The organism is Berryella intestinalis (assembly GCF_000814825.1).
GTDB classification, from domain to species: Bacteria; Actinomycetota; Coriobacteriia; order Coriobacteriales; family Eggerthellaceae; genus Berryella; species Berryella intestinalis.
Window position 1 is genome coordinate 51,500 of sequence record NZ_CP009302.1, and the last position, 21,502, is coordinate 73,001.

The 21,502-nt window shown below is 62.7% G+C and carries 16 protein-coding genes and 3 tRNA genes; 9 read left to right on the forward strand and 10 right to left on the reverse strand.

Going from position 1 to position 21,502, the window contains the following annotated elements; genetic code table 11:
• Nucleotide 1: 1 nt before the first annotated feature.
• The 7 genes from JI75_RS00210 to JI75_RS00240 all read right to left on the reverse strand — a co-directional run bounded on the left by JI75_RS00210 (nucleotide 2) and on the right by JI75_RS00240 (nucleotide 9,005).
• A complete protein-coding gene (locus JI75_RS00210) occupies nucleotides 2-1,057 on the reverse strand; it encodes a hypothetical protein (protein WP_039687871.1) in 1,056 nt (351 codons plus the stop codon).
• Nucleotides 1,058-1,225: 168 nt separating this feature from the next.
• Nucleotides 1,226-1,301: transfer RNA gene (locus JI75_RS00215), tRNA-Arg, on the reverse strand.
• 31 nt (nucleotides 1,302-1,332) lie between these two features.
• Nucleotides 1,333-3,369 carry a Stk1 family PASTA domain-containing Ser/Thr kinase gene (pknB, locus tag JI75_RS00220; RefSeq protein ID WP_320602346.1) on the reverse strand — a complete coding sequence of 679 codons (2,037 nt, stop codon included), beginning with the start codon at nucleotides 3,367-3,369 and terminating at the stop codon, nucleotides 1,333-1,335.
• A 73-nt stretch (nucleotides 3,370-3,442) separates the two neighbouring features.
• The gene (locus JI75_RS00225; protein ID WP_039687875.1) at nucleotides 3,443-6,205 is read right to left on the reverse strand and encodes an FtsW/RodA/SpoVE family cell cycle protein; all 2,763 of its coding nucleotides are present in this window, start codon (nucleotides 6,203-6,205) and stop codon (nucleotides 3,443-3,445) included.
• On the reverse strand, nucleotides 6,202-7,317 hold the full coding sequence (locus tag JI75_RS00230) for a Stp1/IreP family PP2C-type Ser/Thr phosphatase (RefSeq protein ID WP_052241460.1): 1,116 nt from the start codon (nucleotides 7,315-7,317) through the stop codon (nucleotides 6,202-6,204). The genes JI75_RS00225 and JI75_RS00230 overlap by 4 nt, the downstream gene beginning before the upstream one ends.
• The gene (locus tag JI75_RS00235) at nucleotides 7,317-7,730 is read right to left on the reverse strand and encodes an FHA domain-containing protein (protein ID WP_039687877.1); all 414 of its coding nucleotides are present in this window, start codon (nucleotides 7,728-7,730) and stop codon (nucleotides 7,317-7,319) included. The genes JI75_RS00230 and JI75_RS00235 overlap by 1 nt, the downstream gene beginning before the upstream one ends.
• Before the next feature lie 57 nt (nucleotides 7,731-7,787).
• Complete coding sequence (locus JI75_RS00240; RefSeq protein ID WP_039687879.1) at nucleotides 7,788-9,005, reverse strand: FhaA domain-containing protein; 1,218 nt, start codon at nucleotides 9,003-9,005, stop codon at nucleotides 7,788-7,790.
• 360 nt (nucleotides 9,006-9,365) lie between these two features.
• Here JI75_RS00240 and fdhD point away from each other — a divergent pair, with 360 nt between their 5' ends.
• Nucleotides 9,366-10,217, forward strand: coding sequence for a formate dehydrogenase accessory sulfurtransferase FdhD (fdhD, locus tag JI75_RS08880; RefSeq protein ID WP_205911727.1), 852 nt, complete (start codon nucleotides 9,366-9,368; stop codon nucleotides 10,215-10,217).
• A gap of 5 nt (nucleotides 10,218-10,222) precedes the next feature.
• Here the strand turns inward: fdhD and JI75_RS00250 are convergent, their stop codons facing one another.
• Entirely contained in the window at nucleotides 10,223-11,458 is a 1,236-nt protein-coding gene (locus JI75_RS00250) for an amidohydrolase (protein ID WP_039687881.1), read from the reverse strand.
• A 143-nt stretch (nucleotides 11,459-11,601) separates the two neighbouring features.
• Nucleotides 11,602-11,677, reverse strand: a tRNA-Thr gene (locus tag JI75_RS00255).
• 677 nt (nucleotides 11,678-12,354) lie between these two features.
• Here JI75_RS00255 and JI75_RS00260 point away from each other — a divergent pair.
• The 6 genes from JI75_RS00260 to JI75_RS00285 all read left to right on the forward strand — a co-directional run bounded on the left by JI75_RS00260 (nucleotide 12,355) and on the right by JI75_RS00285 (nucleotide 18,466).
• A complete protein-coding gene (locus JI75_RS00260) occupies nucleotides 12,355-14,526 on the forward strand; it encodes a MurT ligase domain-containing protein (RefSeq protein ID WP_039687883.1) in 2,172 nt (723 codons plus the stop codon).
• A 72-nt stretch (nucleotides 14,527-14,598) separates the two neighbouring features.
• A complete protein-coding gene (locus JI75_RS00265; protein WP_240993179.1) occupies nucleotides 14,599-16,179 on the forward strand; it encodes an LCP family protein in 1,581 nt (526 codons plus the stop codon).
• Between the two features lie 2 nt (nucleotides 16,180-16,181).
• Complete coding sequence (gene rlmH, locus JI75_RS00270) at nucleotides 16,182-16,652, forward strand: 23S rRNA (pseudouridine(1915)-N(3))-methyltransferase RlmH (protein WP_039687885.1); 471 nt, start codon at nucleotides 16,182-16,184, stop codon at nucleotides 16,650-16,652.
• 81 nt (nucleotides 16,653-16,733) lie between these two features.
• Complete coding sequence (locus tag JI75_RS00275; protein WP_039687887.1) at nucleotides 16,734-17,522, forward strand: exodeoxyribonuclease III; 789 nt, start codon at nucleotides 16,734-16,736, stop codon at nucleotides 17,520-17,522.
• 13 nt (nucleotides 17,523-17,535) lie between these two features.
• Nucleotides 17,536-18,105 carry a GTP cyclohydrolase I FolE gene (gene folE / locus JI75_RS00280; protein WP_039687889.1) on the forward strand — a complete coding sequence of 190 codons (570 nt, stop codon included), beginning with the start codon at nucleotides 17,536-17,538 and terminating at the stop codon, nucleotides 18,103-18,105.
• Between the two features lie 91 nt (nucleotides 18,106-18,196).
• Nucleotides 18,197-18,466 (forward strand): ACT domain-containing protein, encoded by a 270-nt coding sequence (locus JI75_RS00285; protein WP_039687891.1) that lies wholly within the window; start codon nucleotides 18,197-18,199, stop codon nucleotides 18,464-18,466.
• Between the two features lie 108 nt (nucleotides 18,467-18,574).
• On the opposite strand, the gene mscL is transcribed toward JI75_RS00285, so the two are convergent.
• On the reverse strand, nucleotides 18,575-19,000 hold the full coding sequence (gene mscL / locus JI75_RS00290) for a large conductance mechanosensitive channel protein MscL (RefSeq protein ID WP_082019669.1): 426 nt from the start codon (nucleotides 18,998-19,000) through the stop codon (nucleotides 18,575-18,577).
• Between the two features lie 256 nt (nucleotides 19,001-19,256).
• Here mscL and JI75_RS00295 point away from each other — a divergent pair, with 256 nt between their 5' ends.
• Both JI75_RS00295 and JI75_RS00300 read left to right on the forward strand, forming a co-directional pair.
• A complete protein-coding gene (locus JI75_RS00295) occupies nucleotides 19,257-20,588 on the forward strand; it encodes a hemolysin family protein (protein ID WP_039687893.1) in 1,332 nt (443 codons plus the stop codon).
• 165 nt (nucleotides 20,589-20,753) lie between these two features.
• Nucleotides 20,754-20,831: transfer RNA gene (locus tag JI75_RS00300), tRNA-Met, on the forward strand.
• The last annotated feature ends 671 nt before the right edge of the window (nucleotides 20,832-21,502 follow it).

Below are 21,502 nucleotides of genomic sequence, written 5' to 3' on the forward strand. Positions count from 1 at the left end.
CTTATAGCCTGTTCATAGAAAAATCCAGGTCGGACTTGCGTATCTTCCAGTTCGACCCATCAAGGACGCGCTTGTCGAAAGCCTCGTCTAAAAGGGCGATCGTTATGTGGTCGATAACGGGGGATCCTTGAGGGGCATAGGGGTTTATCCCTACGTTTCTGAAATAGCGCATCTCGTCTCGGCTTTCGCTGAGGAACGAGGCGAAGAAGCTCGAACCCCAGGTTATGCAGCGCGATAAAAGCGCTGCGAACAGGGCTTTGTTTCCCGCCTCATCGAGGTACAGGCCCCAGTCCATAAGCTCGGTCCAGCCGTCTTCGCGCGGCCATACGACGAAAAAGCCGGCGAGCTCGCCGTTCTTTCGGGCTACGAGGTAGCGAAACGACTTCCCCGGCTGTCCGTCGATGCGCCATCGGTAATAGGTGTCGCCGCGGCTCAGCGAGAAAAGTCTTTCCTCGTTGATGCGGCGGTAATCTGCGTCGGAGAACGGGCAGGCGTCGGATTCGGAGAAGGCGAGGCCCTTCGCCCGCTTCGAAAGGCGGTTGATGCGCTCGAGCGGGCTCGGGCGCCGCAGCCCGATGGCGCCGCCCAGGCTCGAGAAGGGGGCTCGTTCGCCAAGCTCGTCCCGAGTGATATACACCTGGTTGAAGTTCTCTATGACGGTATCGCCGAGCTTGGTGACGACGGGGAAGGATTCGGCGTCGGGGTTGCCCATGCGGAAGGGGATTCCCAGCTCTTTCATCTTCTTGTTTCCTTCGAGGAAGCATCTGAGGAAGGGGAAGCCCCGACCTTCGTTCACAGCGGCGGTATCGGCGGTCATGGCCGCCCTGATGACGTCTTCCCCATACGAGATGGGCACGCCCTGGTACCACTGCATTGCAACCGCCCGCCCGTTTTCGTAGGTGAAGGTGGCGGGCGTTTCAAGCAGGTTGGGGTTGCCGAAGTGCTTGTATGAGAATCGGTTCAGCTCGGTCGTTTCAGCTGGGAACGCCTGCGAAAAGACCTCGTAACCATCGACGAGCATCTTGTTCTGGTTGGCTGTGAGAACCGGCTGGGACACCCGGCGTCCTTTCTCGCTTTTTCTCGAGGCGGGCGGGCCGTATTCCGGAGCCTGGACCGCAATCCGATCTTGCGGTTTCCCCTTCGCCGAGGATGATGCCAGACCTTGGCCTCGTCGGGAAACGAAACGGACCGCAAATCTGTTCGACGTGCGGCCCGATGGTTTCGATGGCGCCCCCGGGCCGATTCGAACGGCCGACACCCGCTTTAGGAGAGCGGTGCTCTGTCCCCTGAGCTACGAGGGCGTGCTGAACATTGTAGCAGATGGTGAGCGCCCTAGTTGGACGTTGTTCCTCCGCCCGTATTGGTGTTGTTGCCGGTTTGACCGTTCCCGCCGCCGTTGGTGTTACCGCTCGAATCGGGTACGAAGGTGACGGATATGCTGAGGTTCTGAGTCACGTTGTTGACGGTGAAGCTGCCCTCGGTGTTGCTGGTAGCTTTGAAGTCGGTTCCCGTGGCGCCCGTCGCTTGGGACACCTTGTATCCCGGCTTGGCCTGGTAACGAATGGTGACGCTTCCGCCTTCGCTCACCGTGTCGGGTTCGGCCCAGGCGGTTCCGCCCTCTCCGGCCGTCACCTTTACCGTGTAGCTCTTCGTTCCGGCGCTGACGGTGATCAGCACGGTGGTCCCGGCTTTCGCCCCGCTGTTGGCCCCGGGGGTCTGGCTGATGACGTCGCCCTCGTTGACGCTGGAGCTGGAAGCTTTCTCCACCTCGACGGAGAACCCGGCGTTTTCGAGCGTGACCTTGGCCTTGCTTTCGCTCATGCCCACGACGTTGGGGATCTTGACGGTCTCTTCACCGGCGGAGAGGTAGTAGGTGACCGACGAGCCTGCCGGAACGCTGGTGCCGGCCTCGGGGTTCTGACGTGCCACTTTGCCCGATGCCACCTGGTCGGAGTGCTCGGCCGCACCGGCGACGTATTTGAGGCCCGCCGCGGAAAGCGCCTTCTGGGCCGCTTCGGGCGTCATGTTGGTGAGGTCGGGAACCTCGACCGTTTCCTCGCCTTCGGAAATTATCAGGTTGATCTTGGATTTCGCCTTCGCCTTGGATCCGCCCTTGGGGTCCTGCGAAACCACCTTGCCCGCTTCAACCGAGGAATCGTAGCTGTACTGAACCGATCCGACGGTGAACCCGGCCTTCTGGATGGAATCGGTGGCCTCTTCGAGCGTCGACCCGGTAACGGTGGGCACTTCGACCCCGTCCGCCGCGTTTCCCAAGAAGTGGACGGCGGCCGCGATGAGCGCGATGGCCGCGAGGATGGCGACCACGATGCCGATGGTTTTGCCGCGCCCCTGCTTCTTGTTGTTCGAGTTCAGGTACGCGTTGCTGCCCGCTGTGCCGGTGCTGTGGGCCTCTTCGGCCAGCGCGGGCATCACCGAGGTGGAGCCAGCGCCCGCGTAGGCCCCGTTGCCCGCATTCATCACCGGGAGGTTGGAGGTCATTGCGGCGGTCTGAGCGGTGTTGAACGAGCCGACGTTCACCGTGCGGCCCGCCAGGTAGTCGTTCAGCGCGCGCCGCATCTCAAGCGCTGTGTTGAAGCGGTCGAGCGGGTTTTTGCTCATGGCCTTCAGGATGATGGCCTCGAAGTCGGAATCGATCGCGGGGTTCACTTGGCTGGGGGGCACGGGGGCCTCCTGCACCTGCTTCATGGCGACGCTCACCGCATCGGGGCCGTCGAAGGGCAGCTTCCCCGTGACGGATTCGTACAGCACGACGCCTAGCGAGTAGATGTCGCTGGCGGGCGTGAGGTCTTTTCCCTGCGCCTGTTCGGGGGAGATGTAGTGCGCGGTTCCCAGGACGGCCGAGGTTTTGGCCATGGTGGAGTTCTTCGCCCGTGCGATGCCGAAGTCCATGACTTTGACGTTGCCGTCGGGCTGCACCATGATGTTTTGCGGTTTGATGTCGCGATGGATGATGTCCAGCCCGTGCGCCACCGAAAGCGCCTGGCAGACCTGCGATCCGATCTCGGCAACCTTGCGCTGGTTGATGGCCCCGCGCTGGTTGATGGCGTTTTTCAGGTCGCTGCCGCGGACGAATTCCATGACGATGTAGTACGTGCCGTTGTCCTGGCCCCAGTCGTACACGTTCACGATGTAGGGGCTCTGCAGGTTGGCCGCCGCCGCCGCTTCCTGGCGGAACCGTGCGGTGAACACCTCGTCTTCAGCATATTGAGACAGCATGACCTTAACCGCAACGGTGCGGCCCAGCACGTTGTCTTGGGCGCGGTAGACCTCGGCCATTCCGCCGACGCCGACTCGTTCGGTAATCATGTAGCGGTTGTTCAACAACCGACCGGTCATCGATCCAGTCACGTGGTGCTCCTTTTTGCCTGTTTATGCTGCGTTTAAGTGACTTCGGCAATATGAATTACTACAATACCTCATCTTAGAGAAGTCCCTCTTGCTTAAGTGCCGTTTTCAACACATTTTGCGCTTTTGCAGCGCCGTCGCCCTCGGTTCCGTCTTGCTCGAGCACGATGGCGATGACGACTTTGGGATCGTCCGCGGGCGCCATGCCCACGAACCAGCTGTCGTCGAGCTCCTTGCCCGTTTCGGCCGTTCCGGTTTTTCCGGCAACCTGAACGCCCTGGATCTGGGCCGCGGTGCCGGTTCCGTTGTTCACTACGCCTTTCAGCACGTCGCGTACCCGCGTCGCGGTCTCGGCGCTCACCGCCTGGGAAAGCACGCTGGGCGTCGCGGTGAAGCTGCGCTCCCCGTTGGCATTGTAGATGGATTGAACCAGGTAGGGGTTCATAACGGTGCCGTCGTTGGCGATCGCGCTTCCCGCCATCGCCATCTGCAGCACGGTGGCCTGGGGGCCGACGACGGCATCGTCGCCGACGGGCTGGCCGATCGCCGCCCAGGCCAGCTCCCAGTCGCTGAGGGTCTTGGGGTCTGCCATGAGGGAGGTTGCGGTGGGCAGGTCGAACTTCAGGTTGGTGCCGAACCCGAACTTCTCGGCGCCCGAGACCAGGGTGGTCGCCCCGATCTTCAGACCGAGCTGGGCAAACGCCGTGTTGGACGACAGTTCGGTCGCGCGCCTGAGGGTGAGCGTCCCGTAGTCGTTCGAGTCGAAGTTCGTGACCTTGCCCCCGCCGATGGTGATCTCGCCGGGAGAGGTGAAGGTGGTTTCGGGTGTGGCGACGTTGTTTTCCAGCGCGGTGGCAAGCGAGACGATCTTGAACGTCGAGCCGGGGGCGTAAAGCGACTGCGTCGCTCGGTTGACCAGGCTTGACGTGGAGCCATCGGCATTCTGCGCGGCAGATTTGATAACGGATTCGAAGTCGGCGGCGTTGTACGTGGGGCTCGAGGCCATAGCGAGGATCGCCCCGGTCTTGGGGTTCATCACGACGCAGGCCCCGGTGTAGCCCTCGAGCGCCTTCTGCGCGGCGGATTGAACGGTGGAGTTCAGGCTGAGCTCGACGCTGTTGCCCGCCGTGGTGATGCCCGCTTCCTGGTTCAGCACATCCAGCCAGGTTGCGTGGTTGGTGGTGCCGGTCAGCGCTTCGTCCTGGGTGGATTCGATGCCGCTGGTTCCGTACTGGTTCGACTGGTAGCCCACCACCTGGCTGGCCAGCGATCCGGCGGGGTAGACGCGGCTGTAGGTGCCGTCGTCGTTCTTCACGCTCTCGGCCAGAACCACGTTGTCCGCCGTGGTGATGGTGCCGCGCTGGATGCGCGCCTTCTTCGCCAGCGTGTGGTTGTTGCCGGGCATGGACTGGTATTCGGCGGCGTTGACCACCATGAGCTGGGTGAGGTTGCCCACGAGCAGCGAGAACAGCAGGCCGAACGCGATGATCGAGTGGGTGAGGCGCCTGCCCAGCGACACGCGCCCCAGCACGCTGTTGTTGTTGATGGTGACGGTCGCGTTGGCCATCTCCTCGCTGACGCCCGTGGCCTCGTCACCGCAGCGCAGAAGGAAGCCCACGGAGATGAAGCTGGCCAGAAGCGACGAGCCGCCCTGGCTGATGAAGGGCAGGGTGAGGCCGGTGAGCGGGATGAGCCCGGTCACGCCGCCGACGATGATGAACGCCTGCAAGACGATGATGGTGGTCAGTCCGACGCACATAAACGAGCTGAAGTCGCTTTTCGCGCGGCTTGCGGTGACGTAGCCGCGGATGGCGAGGCTGACGTACAAGAGCAGCACGCCCGACGCTCCCAGAAGGCCGGTTTCCTCGGCGATGGAGGCGAAGATGAAGTCGCTTTCGACGACGGGGATCTGAACCGCGAGGCCGTTCCCGATTCCGCGGCCGAAGATATCGCCGTCGACGATGGAGTACAGGGCCTGGACCATCTGGTATCCCGCGCCCTGCGCATCAGCGAAGGGATCGAGCCAGTTCGCGACGCGGGTCTGCACGTGCGAGAAGGTGCCCCAGACACCGAGGAACCCCACGGCGATTAACCCGATGCCCACGACCAGGTAGGTTTTCTTCCCCGTGGCCGCATACAGCATGGCCAGGAACACGAAGAAGAACACCAGGGCGCTGCCCAGGTCCTTCTCGAAGACCACTACCAGCAGCGCGACGACCCACATGACCAGCATGGGAAGGAGGGTGCGCAGGTCGGGCACGTGTAGCGGCCCCACCTTCATGGTGAACACCGAGAGCATCTCGCGGTTGGTGGAGAGGTATCCTGCCAGGAACAGCACGATGGCGATCTTGGCCACCTCGCCGGGCTGGAAGGAGAACGATCCGATGTGCAGCCAGATACGGCTTCCCAGGATTTCCTGGCCAAGGCCGGGGATCATGGGCGAGAGCAGCAGCGCGATGCCCAGTAGCATGAAGGTGTACTTGTAGTTCGCGACCTTCTCGATGTTGCGGGAGAGGGCCAGCACGCCCACCATGGCCCCGACGCCCACGAACAGCCAAGCGACCTGGTTGACCGCCAGATCGGGGGCGAGCCTGGTGACGAAGCAGATGCCGATGCCCGCCAACACGAACACGATGGGCAGGATGGCGGGGTCGGCCTCGGGGGCGAAGCGGCGCACGGCCAGGTGAGATACGAGGAACGCCCCGAAGATCCCCAGCGGCACCCCCAGCGAGTTCACCGAGATGGATTCGCCCTGGTTCAGGGCGAGCATGGCGAACAGCAGGATGACGACGGGGGCCCCTATGACGAGGAGGGCGAGTTCGAGGTTGCGGCGCGTCAAAGCTTACTCGCCTCCTTTCGGGAGCTGATCTCCTCGCGATACTGATCGACCAGGTCGTATGCCTCGTCGAGGTCGGATACGCGCAAGGTGTCCTGGATGCGGTCCGCGCTTCCGGCGGGCAGGTCGCTTACCTTCACGTCGGTTTTCTCGACCAGCTCGGAGTGGCTGAATCCCAGCACCTCGCCGGGCACTCCGCGGTATATGGCCACGTACCCGCTATCGTCGGCGAGGTAGGCCGAATGGTTCAGGTACCACCACGAACCGTAGGCCCCGGCGCCCATCACGGCTATCAGAAGCATGAAGGCGAACGCGACGGTTATCTTCGTGCGGCGCGCGATGCGCTTGATCTGCTTTTCGCGCTGGCCCACGATATCGACGATGATGACGGTGATGTTGTCGATCCCGCCCGCAGCGATCGCCTCGTTGACCAGCTGGGATGCGCACCGCTGGGGGTCTTTCACGCGCGTCATGATGGATTCGATCTGGGAGTCGCGCAGCATGCCCGTCAGTCCGTCCGAGCACAGGAGCAACCTATCGCCCGCCTGAACGTCGATTTCGAACAGGTCGGGCTCGGTGGCGGGGTCGTTTCCCAGAGCGCGGGTGATGACCGAGCGGTTGGGATGCGACCGCGCTTCCTCGGGTGTGATCTGGCCCGCTTCGATCATGTTGGCCATCAGGCTGTGGTCGCGCGTGATCTGGTGCAGGTGGCCGTCGCCCAGCAGGTAGGCGCGCGAGTCTCCCACCTGCGCGATGACCAGCTTGTCTTTCTCGAGCATCGCGGCGGTGCAGGTGGTGCCCATCCCCTCGCGGCCCACCCCGTCCCGGGCGGCCTTGATGATGGCCTGGTTGGCCTGCTTGACCGCTTCTCCCAGCGCCAGGGCGTCGGGATGAGCGGGAACGTGTTTGGCGATGGTGCTGACGGCGATCTCGGACGCCACCTCGCCGGCGGCGTGTCCCCCCATCCCGTCGGCTACGACGTACAGGGGCGGGGCCACGATCAGCGAATCCTCGTTGTGGTCGCGCACGCACCCGATATCGGTGCGGCTGCCGAAAGGCGTGATGGCCCCCTTGCGCGAGCGTTCGGTCGATCGGTATGAGCTGCGGCGACCCATTAGCTGTGCCTTACTCGAATGGCCACGTCGCCGACGTTGACGATGTCGTTGTTACGCAGCGCGGAGGGGCCGTTCAGCAGCTGCCCGTTGACGGCGGTTCCGTTGGTGGAGCCCAGGTCCTCGACGAAGAGGTTCTGCCCCATGAGGGTGAAACGCGCATGGCGCGCGGAAACGTAGCCGGCTCCGATGACGATGTCGGCGTTGGGGCTGCGGCCGACGATGACCGGGCCGCGCACGACGATCGAGACCCCGCGCAGTTCCTTGGGGCCCTTCTCGACCGAAAGGTTCCAGGTCCGCTCTTTCTTGCGCTGTCCGCGCACCAGTCCGATACCCGTCCGCATGACGGCGAACAGGAACACGAACAGCAACGCGACGAACAGAAGTCGTCCGGCAAGCAGAACGACGTCGATCATAAAACGCTCCTAAGCAGTAGTGGCGTACAGGCTCGCGACATACGGTGACGGATGCGGCTAACCGACGACGAACTGGAAGTTGGTCTTGCCGATGGTGAAGGTGTCGCCGTTTTGGAGCGTCTGCACGGTGATGGCGGCCCCGTTCACCAGCGTTCCGTTGGTCGAGCCCATATCGGTGAGGGTCCAATACCCCTGGGGGGACAGGCGCAGCTCGGCATGGCGGCGGCTTGCGGCCGAATCCTGCACGACGATGTCGTTGCCGGTTCCCCGGCCCAGGGTTATGTGGGCCCCGGCCAGATCGTAGGTGCGCTGGTAGGCGCGGTCGATCACGCGGGCGCGTCGTGCCCCGGCCAGCGGCAGGGAATTGCTGCTGCGGGTCGCGTAGCTTCCGTCATCGGGTCGCGGGGCGGCCGGCGCCATCGCAGCGCCGCCCACGGGAATGGGCGCAACCGCCGGCGCTCCGCCGCGTCGCGCGGCGCGATCCTGCTCGAGGGGCTGGCTGGTTCCGTACATAGCTCGGTTGCGGCGGTCCTTCTCGGCCTTCGAGCGGTAATCCTCGAAGTCCTCGCTGTCGAAGGTGTACTGGCCGTAGTCGATGGAGTAGTCGATCTCTTCTTCGGGAACGTAGGGCAGGGGGGGCTTGCGCGCGGGCGCCCCGGCGCGCTCCGCGTAGCCGACGAGCGCGGGGTCGTCCAGGTTCTGGGAGTTCTGCTGGGCGTACCCGGCGTGCACGGCTTCGGGCGCATAGGCGTTCTGGCCGTATTCGCCCGCAGCGGGGCGGGCCTGGGCCCGGGAGGCGCGGTCGGACACTTGCTGGGCGTACCCAGATGCGGGCTGGGGTTTGGCCGGAGCGGCCACGATGCCGTAGCGCACCAGCTCTTCTTCGCGCAGCTGGGCGATGATGGGCGCGGCGACGGCTTCGGCTATCACGTCGAACTTGCCGTGCTTCAGCGTTTCGTCGACCACGAAGCGCACGAGCGGTTGACCGTCCATGACCAGGCCTTCTTCGGCGGCCTTGGCGCTCAGGTAGGTTTCGGTCTCACCGGCGAGGGTGGGGTAGTATCCGAACAGGCGCTCGTCGTCGCCGGGGTTGACCAGGATGGTGTACAGCGTGGGGGCGAACTGTTTGCCGGCGCCCACCATGGTCTCGCGGCGCATCTGCTTCTCGCATTTCTTAGCTATCTGAACGGGTGAGATGGGTGCGTCGAACATCTTGTTCGCGGCGCCTTCCAGCGTGTCTTCCATCTTGTTCTCGAAACGGGAAAAAAGGCCCATGCGATCTCCTAGCTCGCCAAAGTTCGGCGGGTGTTGCGTCTATGCTGCGTTTGCTTGCCGGCCCTTCGATGCGCGTGGATCGCATTTCCAGGCGGCGCGGCTATCCGATTGTCGATATTGCCACATACCCGTGTTCATGTGCGGGAATTTGTCCAAATACCATCTAATTCATACCTGGGATGCCCTAGGGTTTCCCGGTGGCGGCGAATGTGGAAGAATGCGAATCGCGCGGCGCGTTGCCCGTGCGCGATCGGCTTCGGCGACCTTTCCGCCGGCGCCGGCGCGGCGGATGCGCATGCGCCGAATGGCGAAGTACGTACGGGGGACAGCGTGGAATCTCTTGATCGATCCGAAGAGCAGGTGGCCGTTTTCGAATACCCGGCCGAGGTGTACCTGAGGGACGGCCGTCGCGGGTTCGAGCAGGAAGACGTCCAAGGCGAGCACACGCTGGACGTGTATCTGGACGGCAAGCTGAGCATGCGCATCGTCTGCTCCCCGTTCGATCTGCAGGAGCTCGTGCTGGGGCGGCTGTTCACCGAAGGGATCATAGAATCGGCCGACGACGTCGAGTTCATGTACCTTTGCGAGCATGCGACCATCATCCGCGTGCTGTTGAAGGAGAAGCGCGATCTGCGCCCGGTATCGGCCCCTATCATCCCGTCGTGCTGCACTGGGAACAAGGTGTTCGAGGTGTTGGAGACCGTCGGGCAGGGCATGGAGCCCGTGACGCCGGTGCCGTGGGAGCCCGCCTGGATATTCCGGCTGGCCGACCTGTTCTCGGGCGACACGCCCATGCATCGCCGAACGTTCGGGGCCCACAGCTGCTATTTGGCCATCGGGGACAACGTTTTATACACCTGTGAGGATCTGGGCAGGCACAACGCGTTCGACAAGGTGATCGGCTGTGCTTTGCGCAACCATGACGATCTGTCGCAGGCGATCATCTACACCAGCGGCCGCATCCCGGTGGATATGGTGACGAAAGCCATCCGCGCGGGCATTCCCATCCTGGTGTCGAAGGCGGTTCCCACCGATCTGACCATCGAGCTCGCGCGCGAGTTCGACCTCACGCTGATCTGCGCCGCCCGCCCCGATTCCATGAAGGTGTACAACGATCCGCGCTGGGACGGCGTTCCCTCGACCGTCGGGGAGTGGAAGGTGCCGCGATTGTTCGACGCCCCGGCCGCACCCGACGACAAGCCGGTCTCTTAACGCGATCAGGCCAGCTGGTCGGCGGCCCACTGGGCTGCGACCATCGAGCCTTTGATCAGCACGCTTTCGTCCACGTTGTAGAAGCAGCTGTGCTGAGGATGCACGCATCCCAGCTCTTCGTTGCGCGCTCCCACGAACACGAACACGCCCGGAATGCGATTCAGGTACTCGCTGAAGTCCTCGCCCGACAGCGTGCCGCGGTACGTGGCCAGGGCGTCTTCACCCAGCACGCGCTCGATGGAGCCGCGGCAGATCGCGGCCTGTTCGGGGTCGTTGGACAGCCCGGGGTTGCCGTTCTCGTAGGAGAACGTGGCGGTCGCCCCGAATGCCGAGCACACTTCGACCACGATGCGCTTCAGGCGCTCGGGCACCTCCGAGCGCATCTTGTCGCTCCAGGTGCGGATGGTTCCCGTGAGGTAGGCCGAGCCCGAAACGATGTTGCGGGCCTCTCCGGAGTGGAATTCGCCGACGGTCACCACCACCGGCTCGAAGGGGGAGGTATCGCGGCTCACCAGCACCTGCAGGCCCGTGACCAGCTCGGCTCCGACCACGACGGCGTCGATTCCCTTGTGGGGCATCGACCCGTGGGAGCTTACGCCCTTGATATCGATGCGGAACCAATCGGTGTGCGCCATGCGCTGCCCCGGTTCGCACGAGATGGTGCCCGCCTCCACTTCGCTCCAGATATGGGCCCCGTAAATCGCGTCGACGCCCTCGATGGCCCCTGCGCCGATCATCATCATGGCGCCGTCGGATATTTCCTCGGCAGGTTGGAAGATGATACGGACCTCGCCTCTGAGGTGGGTTTTCAGGCGGGTGATCATGTCGATGGCGCCCAGCATCATGGAGATGTGGCAGTCGTGTCCGCAGGCGTGCATGACTCCTTCGTTGTACGACTCGTAGGCGACCCCGGTCCTTTCCGTCACGGGCAGCGCGTCGATGTCGGCGCGCAGGGCCACGCGCCGCCGCGGCTTTCCCTGGGCGTCGTAGGCGTCGGGCGCTTCTCCCCGTATGGTGGCGATGATGCCGGTCCCGGCGACTCTTCTGTGCTCGACCCCCAGCTTGTCCAGGATGGTTTCGATGTGGATGGCGGTGCGGAATTCCTGCCCGCTCAGCTCGGGATGCATGTGGAAGTAGCGCCGCATCTCGATGACCTGAGGCTCGATTTCCCCTGCTGTTCTTTTGATTATCTGGGTCGTTTCGTCGCTTGCCGTGAATCGAACAGCTGAGTCCGCGCTCATGAAGGGTCCTTTCGATGAGGTTTCCTGTGCCGATTATCGCATGTAGGTTTCGAGGTTCAAGGGGGGTTTGCGCACCGTAGGCTGGCAAGCTTCGCCTCCGCGAAACGAAAAGAGGCCAGACAAACGTCTGACCTCGTTTTTTATGGAGCCAACGAGCGGATTCGAACCGCTGACCTACGCATTACGAGTGCGTTGCTCTACCAGCTGAGCCACGTTGGCGCGCGCACTCTTTCAAGTGCAGGAATGCAGTATACCCAACCGTCTGGCAACCTGCAAGGCATCGCCGTTCCTCACCAAGCCCGCACAAGTCTGCCTGTTTCCGCACGTAGGCAGGCTTGCGGGCGGTTTGCGGAAGCGCCGGTGCGCGATCGAGCCGCTTGGGAGCCGCTCCCGCCGACATCGAGGGCGCCGGGAGGCGACCGTGGCGCGGTCGGGCCGCCTGGGGGCCGTCCGCCTCGGGCGCGCGGCATCGGATGGCGCTGAAAAAAAGAGATGGCCCGCAGAGAAAGGGGGTTCTGCGGGCCATAGCTTGTTCGGGCAAAGGGGGTGCCCTGGTTGCGAGCAGGTTCAGGAGGGGGAAGGAAGGCCTGCTCGCCGTGTCAACGAAAGGAGGTTGTCAATCCGCTTCGGAAGGGGATTCGCTCCGCTTCCTTTGCGGTGGCTACACTCTCTCACGTTTTTCGATTGCGCACTATGGAATTGCGGGATCTTTACCGTGTCGAGACATTCTCGTCATCGGGGCGTTATTTTGGCCGCTCGTTTCCGGGGTGAGCCGCCCGCTTCTGTATATAGTGCTTCATTTCCCCTTGTCGACTCTCGTTCCCGTATAATTGACGGCACTGTACCACCCGGTCTGGATCTCGACTGGAAACGAAGCAACCAAAACGGAGGAACGGATGGGCTTGCGATTTGTCGGCGCCCGCGCTCTTAGCGCCTTGTCTACCTGGGGATTGAAGAACGTGTTTCGGCGCCCTGCGGCGAACTTCCCCGGGAAGATCGCCCTGTACGCCGACCCCGCCCTCCTTGCGCACCTGCGCCCGCGCTTGTCGGCCGGATCGATTCTGGTGGTGGGGACGAACGGGAAAACCACCTGCACGAACCTCCTTGCCGATGCCGCAGAGCGGGCCGGTATGGAGGTGGTGTGCAATCGCACGGGGGCGAACCTCGACTCGGGCGTCGCCACCGCGCTGCTCCACACCAAGTCCGCCAACTGGGGCGTGTTCGAGACCGACGAGCTGTGGTTGGCGAAGATCCTGCCGTTTCTGCAGTCGAATTACGTGCTGCTTTTGAACCTGTTCCGCGACCAGCTCGATCGCGTAGGCGAGATCGACCATATCCAGGGTAGCATCGTCTCGGCGTTGGAGAAGTCGCCGGATACCGTCCTGATCTACAACGCCGACGATCCGCTGTGCCAGGCCATCGCCGATCGATGCCCCAACAAGACGGTGGCGTTCGGGATCGGCCAGGATTTGGGGCTCGACCAGAACACGGTGGCCGACGCTCACATATGCCAGCAGTGCTCGTCGCTGCTGGAATACGACTACCGCCAGTACGGCCAGTTGGGAAGCTATCGCTGCCCCCGGTGCGGCTTCTCGCGCGCGCATCTGGACTATGCGGCCGAGCATGTCGTGGTGGACGAGACGGGGTTGTCTTTCGGCGTTCAGGGGACATGCGCCCTCGATCATATCGCCGCCCCGTTCAGCGGGGTGTACATGGTGTACAACCTGCTTGCCGTGTACGTTGCGGCCCAGGCGCTGGGCGTTTCGGCGGGGATCCTCAACGAAACCATCGAGACGTTCGACCCGAAGAACGGCCGTTTGCAGGCTTATGACATCGCGGGGGTGCCGACTTTGCTGAACCTGGCCAAGAACCCGACGGGATTCAACCAGAACCTCAAGCTGATAACCCAGGGCGAGGGGAAGAAGGTCGTCGCGTTCTTCATCAACGACAAGGAGGCCGACGGGAAAGACGTTTCGTGGCTGTGGGACATCGACTTCCAGGAGCTTTTCCAGATCGAGGGACTGGTCGCGTTCGCCGGAGGTGCGCGCAAGCACGATATGCAGGTGCGCCTGAAGTATGCGGGCGTTGAATCGCGCCTGGTGGAAAGCGCGAGCGAGGTCCTTTCCCACGCCGCCTCGGAGTGCCCGGACGCCCGCGTCTACCTCATCGCGAACTACACGGCCCTTCCCGCGGTGAAGGCCGATCTCGATCGGCTCGCCCAGGCGAATTGCTCGCTCGACCAGATTGCGCAGGCGCATCCGGTGCAGCCCCAGCCGGCGCCGATTCCGGCCCCCGCTGCAAACGAAGAGGTGCGCCCGCTGGTCATCGCGCACATGTTCCCCGATCTGCTGAACCTGTATGGCGACGGCGGCAACGTGACCGTGCTTGCCCAGCGGCTGAGGCGCCGCGGATTGCCCGTAAGCGTCGTTCGCGTGGAGCGTCCGGGCGATCTCGATTTCTCGCAAGCGGATATCGTGTTCCTGGGAGGGGGTCCCGACCGCGAGCAGCGCCTCGCTTCCGACGGGCTCCTCGCCATGCGCGACGACCTGGCTGCATACGTCGAAGACGGCGGCGTGGCCCTGGCCATCTGCGGAGGCTATCAGATCGCGGGATCGACGTGGCTGATGGGCGACGAGTCCGTCGCGGGCCTTTCCCTGCTCGATGTCGAGACGAAGCGCGCGGAAGGTGGCTCTCACAACCGCCTGATCGGCGACGTGGTGCTGGACACCGCCTGGGCGCGGACCCCCGTGGTTGGATACGAGAACCATGCGGGCCGCACCTATCCCGCTGCGGGGCTCGCGCCGTTCGGAACGGTGCGTGCGCAGGTGGGAAACGGCAACAACGACGCCGACCGTGCCGACGGGGCGGTGTACCGCAACATGCTGGGGACGTACCTGCACGGCCCCCTTCTGTCGAAGAACCCCGAGGTCGCCGACGAGCTTTTGCGTCGCGCGTACGAGCGCCGAGCCCGCCTCGACGGCACCGGGGAAGTGCGGCTGGCCGAGATCGACGATGCGGCCGAGCTTGCGGCGAACGGATTCATGAGGAGGCGCCTGGGGGCGCTCTAGCGCGTCGGTGCCTTGTCGATAGATCTAACGGGCCATTGAAACGAACGAGAAACGTACGATAGGGGATGGCGCATGGCAGCTTGGGATGATTGGGCTCGAAGAAACGGCGGAGTCGAACCCGAATACGGGGAAAACGGCTACGATCCTCGCTACGAGGAGGGCTTCGACGGCTTTCCCGAGGAAGGTTCGCCCCGTCGCGGTTCGCGGGCTTCGGCGCGCATGGCCCGTGAGTCCCGTGTGAAAGTGCCCGACGACAACCGCGCAGCCCGAACCAGGAGCAGCTATGGCCGCGAGAACTACGAGCGTCGCGGAGGTTCGGTCGCGCCTGGGAAGAAGCGCCGGGGCGGGAAGCTGCGCATAGCGGGCATCGCGCTTGCCGCGGTGCTGGTGGTAGGTGCGGGGCTGGCTTTCGCCGCGAACTGGTACCTCAACGGGAACCTCCATGGGTACCTGGGCGGATCGCTTGATAACGTCCTGGTGAAGACCGATATGGCGAACAAGCCCTTCTACGTGCTGCTGATGGGCACCGACGAGAGCGCCGAGCGCGATAACGACGAGTATTTCGGCGGGACGTTCCGCACCGACAGCATCATGCTGGCGCGGATCGATCCGGTGAACAAAAAGGTCGCCATGGTCTCGATTCACCGAGATACCTTGGTTGATCTGGGAGAATATGGCGAACAGAAGCTGAATGCGGCCCATGCCTTCGGAGGTCCGGCTCTCAGCGTGAAAACCGTCTCGAAGATGGCGGGGGTCGATATCAACCACTACGCCGAGATCAACTTCGACGGATTCAAGGAAATCGTCGATGCTCTGGGCGGCATCGAGGTAGACGTCCCCGTCGAGATCAACGATTCCGACGCGGGCGGCCACCTCGACGCGGGCCTTCAAACCCTCAACGGCGATCAGGCCCTCATTCTGTGCCGTTCCCGCAACACCTACGGGGACTACGCCGATCCCGACTCCATGCGCGCCGCCAATCAGCGCCTGGTGCTTTCGGCCATTGCGAAAAAGATGCTGTCGTCCGATCCGGCCACCATCGCCTCGACCGTATCAGCGCTCACCAAGCACGTGACCACCGACCTGAACGTGACCGACATCATCGGGTTGGCCCAGACGATGCGGGGGCTGGATCCCCAGACCGATATCTACACGGCTATGGAGCCGGTGACCTCGAAGTACGTTGACGGCGGTTGGTACACCTACACGAATGAGGCCGAGTGGAAGGCCATGATCGCGCGCATGAACAACGGCGAGCCGCCTTCGAGCGAGGCCATCGTCGACGAGACGTCGGGCACGGTGATCGCTACTACGGGCGAGGAGCTTACGACGGCGCAGAAGAACGCCTCGGTTTCGGTGAGGAACGGATGCGGTGTGACGGGGTTGGGCGACAAGGCCGCGGCGAAGCTGAAGGAAGCCGGGTTCACGAACGTGTCCACCGGAAACGCCGAGAGCTTCGACTACGACAAGACCGTCGTCGTGTACAACAGCGCCACCAACAAGTACGAAGCCGAGCAGATAGCCGAAGCGCTGGGTGCGGGAAGCGCCATGATGAACGACGGTAACTACATCCTCTCTTCCGATTTCCTCGTGGTTCTGGGATCTGACTGGGCGGCCCTTTCCGAGTCGGGTTCGTCGGGAAAGGCCTCCTGATCATGCGTTTCACCGTAGTCGCCGTTGGCAAGCTGAAGGAGCGGTTCTGGGTTTCCGCATGCGACGAGTACCTCAAGCGCCTGCAGCCCTACGCGAAGACGTCGGTGGCGGAAGTGGCCGACGTCGATCCGCGAAAGGCGGGGGGAGAGTCCGAGGCGGTTGCGCGGGAGGGCTCGGCGATCCTGTCGGCTCTGGGGCCGCGCACGCATACGGTGCTTCTGGCCATCGACGGAAAGCAACGGTCAAGCGAATCTTTTTCGGAAAGGCTCGACGCGCTCGCCCTTTCGGGGGTAAGCGATATATCCTTTGTGATCGGCGGATCGTGCGGGGTGAGCAACGAGGTGCGCGCCCGTGCGGACGAGACGCTTTCGTTCGGGGCCATCACGCTGCCGCACAACCTGGCGCGGGTGGTGCTTCTCGAACAGCTGTATCGAGCCCAGCGCATCTCGCGCGGCGAGCCGTACCATAAATAGCGCCTTCTCTGCGTTGCGGTCCCGGCTGAATCGGACGGGATTGCTCGGCGCAGCCGAAGGGTTCGGATAGGAAGGGAGCCCATGCGCTTCGTGTCATGGAACGTGAACGGCCTGCGCGCCGTCGCGAAAAAGGGTTTCGACGACATATTCGCCGCGTTCGACGCCGACATCTTCGCCCTGCAGGAGACCAAGCTCCAGGAAGGCCAGATCGAGCTCGACCTGCCTCATCACCGCGATTACTGGAGCTATGCGGAGAAGAAGGGCTATTCGGGGACGGCGGTGTTCTCGAAGCGCGAGCCTTTGCAGGTCGTGCATGGGCTGGGGATCGCCGAGCTCGACACCGAAGGGCGCATCGTGGCCTGCGAGTTCCCCGAATTCTGGTTCGTCGACGTGTACACGCCCAACGCGCAGAACGGCCTTGCCCGCATCGACCATCGTATGGCCTGGGACGATGCGTTCCGGGACTTCTGCAAGGGCCTGGAGGCCGGGGTCGTTCCCGACGGCGCTGCAGCGTCGTCTCCGAAGCCTGTGGTGATGTGCGGCGACTTCAACGTGGCCCATAACGAGATCGACCTGAAGAACCCATCGTCAAACCGCGGTAATGCCGGTTTTTCCGACGAGGAGCGCGGCAAGTTCACCGAGCTGCTGGACGCCGGGTTCACCGATACGTTCAGGAGTCTGTACCCCGATCGCGAGGGCATCTACTCGTGGTGGAGCTACCGGTTCAACGCGCGCGCCAACAACGCGGGATGGCGTATCGACTATTTCCTGGTCAGCGACTCGGTTGCCGATAAGATCGAGGCGGCCAGCATCCACAACGAGGTGTTCGGGTCGGACCATTGCCCCGTTTCCCTCGAGATTTCGTTTTAAGAAGGGCTGATCCATGGATTTGCAGAAGATCGAAGCCGGCGTGCGGATGATCCTGGAGGGCGTGGGGGAAGACCCCGATCGCGAGGGCCTGCAGAAGACGCCCGAGCGCGTCGCGCGCATGTACGAGGAGGTGTTCGCGGGCCTGACGCAGGACCCCCGCGAGCATTTCGAGACCCTGTTCGACGAGGGGCACGAGGAAATGGTCCTGGTCAAGGACATCCCCTTCTACTCGATGTGCGAGCATCACCTGGCCCCGTTTTTCGGGAAGGCCCACGTCGCCTACATCCCGTCGGCGGAGGGCAAGATCTGCGGGCTGTCGAAGCTCGCGCGCCTGGTGGAGGTGTTCGCCCGGCGTCCCCAGGTGCAAGAGCGCCTGACCTCGCAGATCGCCGACACGCTGGTGGAAGAGCTGGGGCCGCGGGGCGTGATCGTGGTCATCGAGGCCGAGCATATGTGCATGAGCATGCGCGGGGTGAAAAAGCCCGGTTCGTCCACGACCACCAGCGCGGTGCGCGGCGCGTTCAAGACGAATCAGGCCACGCGCAACGAGGCGATGCATCTGATCTTCGCTCGCCGCGACTAGGTGCTCATCGCCCGCTTACCTCGCCGACGCGCTCGGCGCGGCGTGCGGGCGCTAGACTTACAGCAGTTGGTTTTCGTTGAAAGGGAGCTGTATGAAGTGCGTTATTTCGGTTTTGGGCAAGGACCGCACGGGGATCGTCGCTGCCGTTTCAACGGCGCTGGGTGATTGCGGAGCGAACATCAACGATATCAGTCAGACCATTCTGGGCGAGATGTTCTCGATGACCATGCTGGTCACGCTGGACGAGGCGGTCGCCGACTTCAACACGGTGCACGATCGGCTTGCCGAGACGGCCGAGCAGCTGGGCGTGCAGATCACGCTTCAGCGCGAAGACGTGTTCCAGTACATGTACAAGATCTAGCTCGGTTCGGTCGCTGCCGTCTGAGATGAAAAGGCCCCGTCGATGCGGGGCCTTTTCTTTGGTGAAGCGGGTGTCCCTCCCGATAGGAGGGCGAATCTTCGCCTGATGCTAGGCGGCGGGGTGCTCGAACTCGCCGGCGCAATGCGGGCAGCGCGTCGCGCCCTCCTTGACCTCTTCCAGGCAGAAGGGGCAGGTGGGAGCAGCTTTTTCCTCGACCGGCTTCTTGCCGATGGTCATGGCCTTGTTCACGGCCTTCACCAGGAAGAACACCACCAGAGCGATGATCAGGAAGTTGATGATAGCGGTGATGAAGGCGCCGAAGTCGATGCCCTTCTCGGTTCCGGCAACGGGGATGGTCAGGCCGGACACCTCGGTGCCGCCACCGGAGATCAGCACGATGAGCGGGTTGATGATGTCGCCCGTCAGCGATGCGACGATCGCGGTGAACGCGCCGCCGATGATGATACCGACTGCCAGCTCCATGACGTTGCCGCGCATGATGAACTCTTTGAACTCGGCAAGAAGATTTTTCACGCAAGTCCCTTTCTCGTCTTGGGGGAGTATTCCCAGTTCGTTAGGCGGCTTGCCTCAAAATTCGCATGCGATTCTTGTGGCAAGCCGCCGATGCACACTATACGCTATTTAATTGCGGAAAAGCATCTGGTTGGGACACATTGGGCTCCAGGTGCCCCCAATAACGGTCGTTTTCGTGATTTTCTGCATACGACCTGCGGTTGTCTATAATGGAGAAATTAAATCGAGCCCCTTTTCGAGGAGAGTCAAGCACCTTATGCCGCTACCGCTCAGTCTGTTTCTGGTCGCGTTGTTCCTGGCGATGAATGCGTTTTTCGTCGTCGCCGAGTTCGCAATGGTGCGCGTGCGCCCCTCGCAGGTCGACATCGCGGTGCAGGAGGGCAAGCCCGGGGCGAAGGCCACGAAGGTGGTCACCGAGAACGTCAATGCGTACCTTTCGGCGTGTCAGCTGGGCATCACGCTTGCCTCTCTGGCGTTGGGCTGGTTGGGCGAGCCCGCGTTCGCGCACCTGATAACCCCGGCGTTCGAGGTTCTGGGGCTGCCCCAGGTCGCGATCGGTCCCACGGCGGTGGCGATCGGCTACATCATCATGACGTCTTTGCACGTGGTGGTGGGCGAGCTGATCCCTAAGTCGTTCGCCATCTACTCGACGGAGCGGTTCGCGCTCATGACGGCTCCGGTACTGAAGGTGTTCTACACCGTTACATACCCGATCATGGTGTGCTTCAATTCCATCACCGATTTCGTGATGCGGCTGGCGGGCCACGAGTCGGCCGACGAGCACGAGGTGTACACCGACGAGGAGATCAAGCTGCTGATCGACGAGTCGACCGAAAGCGGGCTGATCGATCCGGAGCGCAACGCGATCGTGGACAACGTGTTCGACATCGGCGACAAGGACGCCGAGGCCATCATGACGCCGCGTACCGACGTGGTGTGCCTCGACTTGGAGGATTCGCTTGCGGAGAACATGCAGCTGGCGCGTAACTACAAGTACACGCGCTACCCGGTGTGTCGAGGGGACAAAGACCGCATCGTCGGGTTCATCCATGTGAAGGACCTGTTCACGGCGCCGAAGGGAACGCCGCTCGAGGATATGCGCATCCGTCCCATCGATGCGGTGCCCGAAGGGATTCCCGTGTCGAAGCTGCTGCAGATGCTTCAGCAGAGCAGCGGGAAGATCGTGGTGGTGGTCGACGAGCACGGCGGGACGTCGGGCATCGTGACCATGGCCGACATCATGGAGCAGATCGTCGGGCGCATGCAGGACGAATACCGGCATGGGGACGATGGTCGCGTCGAGACGCTGGAGGACGGCGCGGTGGTGATCGACGGCTTGCGGCCGATCGACGAGACCGTGGAGCTTCTGGGATTCGAGCCCGAAGAGGCGTCCGAGTGCGAAACGGCGGGCGGGTTGCTGCTGGTGCTGTTCGATCGCATTCCCGCCGAGGGCGACGAGGTGTCTGTGGAGGGAGGCGGCAAGCGCGCCCGCTTCACAGTGATGGCGATGGACAAGCTGCGTATCGACAAGATCCGCGTGGAACTCGAGAGCGTTTCCGCTGATGATTCCGATGATGGCGGGCAGTAGTTTCCGTGCGTTTCGTGCGTGATCCGGCGGTTTTCCGGGTGGTTTCGGATGGCGTGCGGGTCGGCAATTGTGAAGCTTTGAGGATGAGGACGCTTCTATTTGCACGATAGCGGTGCTGCTGGTATCATATCTCTTCGCTGGTTTGCACGAACCAGCCATACATAGTGCGGGGTGGAGCAGTCTGGTCAGCTCGTCGGGCTCATAACCCGAAGGTCGTAGGTTCAAATCCTGCCCCCGCGACCAAAACTTACAAGGTCGGAAGCAATAGCTTCCGACCTTTCTTACTTCCGAGAGAATCCGACTCAAAATCCAATCAGGGGGCTATGTTTCAAAAAGTGTATCTGCCTGATTATTCACTGCCTGTATTCCGTGGGCGTCTGGAACTCGCTCCAGGCGATTCCGGTGCCGTATTCCTCAGGTCTCCCGTCGTCCCTGCCAGGCTTGACTGACGCAGCTGCGAAGGAGCCGTTTACGTACACGAGTTAGAGAATGCGCACGAAATAGAGTGACCGCAATTGGATTTGGGCAAATCGAGAAGGATACGGAGCAGTTATTCCATATGCCGCTTCCGCTTGATTTCCGCACGGAGGTAATTGAGCGTCGGCTTCTAATCACGTTGGCATATTTCTCGCCAGTGGTTTACAGCAGGAACGAGTCTGGTTTGATCGCGTTGGCCTCACAAAGGAACGACTTGTGCCGAAGAGGGAATGCACGGACTATCAAGCGATGCAGAGAGGAACCTTGAAGCATCAATCCTTCATGGGTAGCGGTAGTTTCGCTTGGAACGAGGAATCGGACGGTGTCGATATTCTAATCAGCTGCACAACTATCAACCATAGTAAGATGCGCTACTGATGGGTCGATTCCGAAGATGGTCGCTGATGCGGTTCGCGCCGTCTCGCGCAATATGAAGT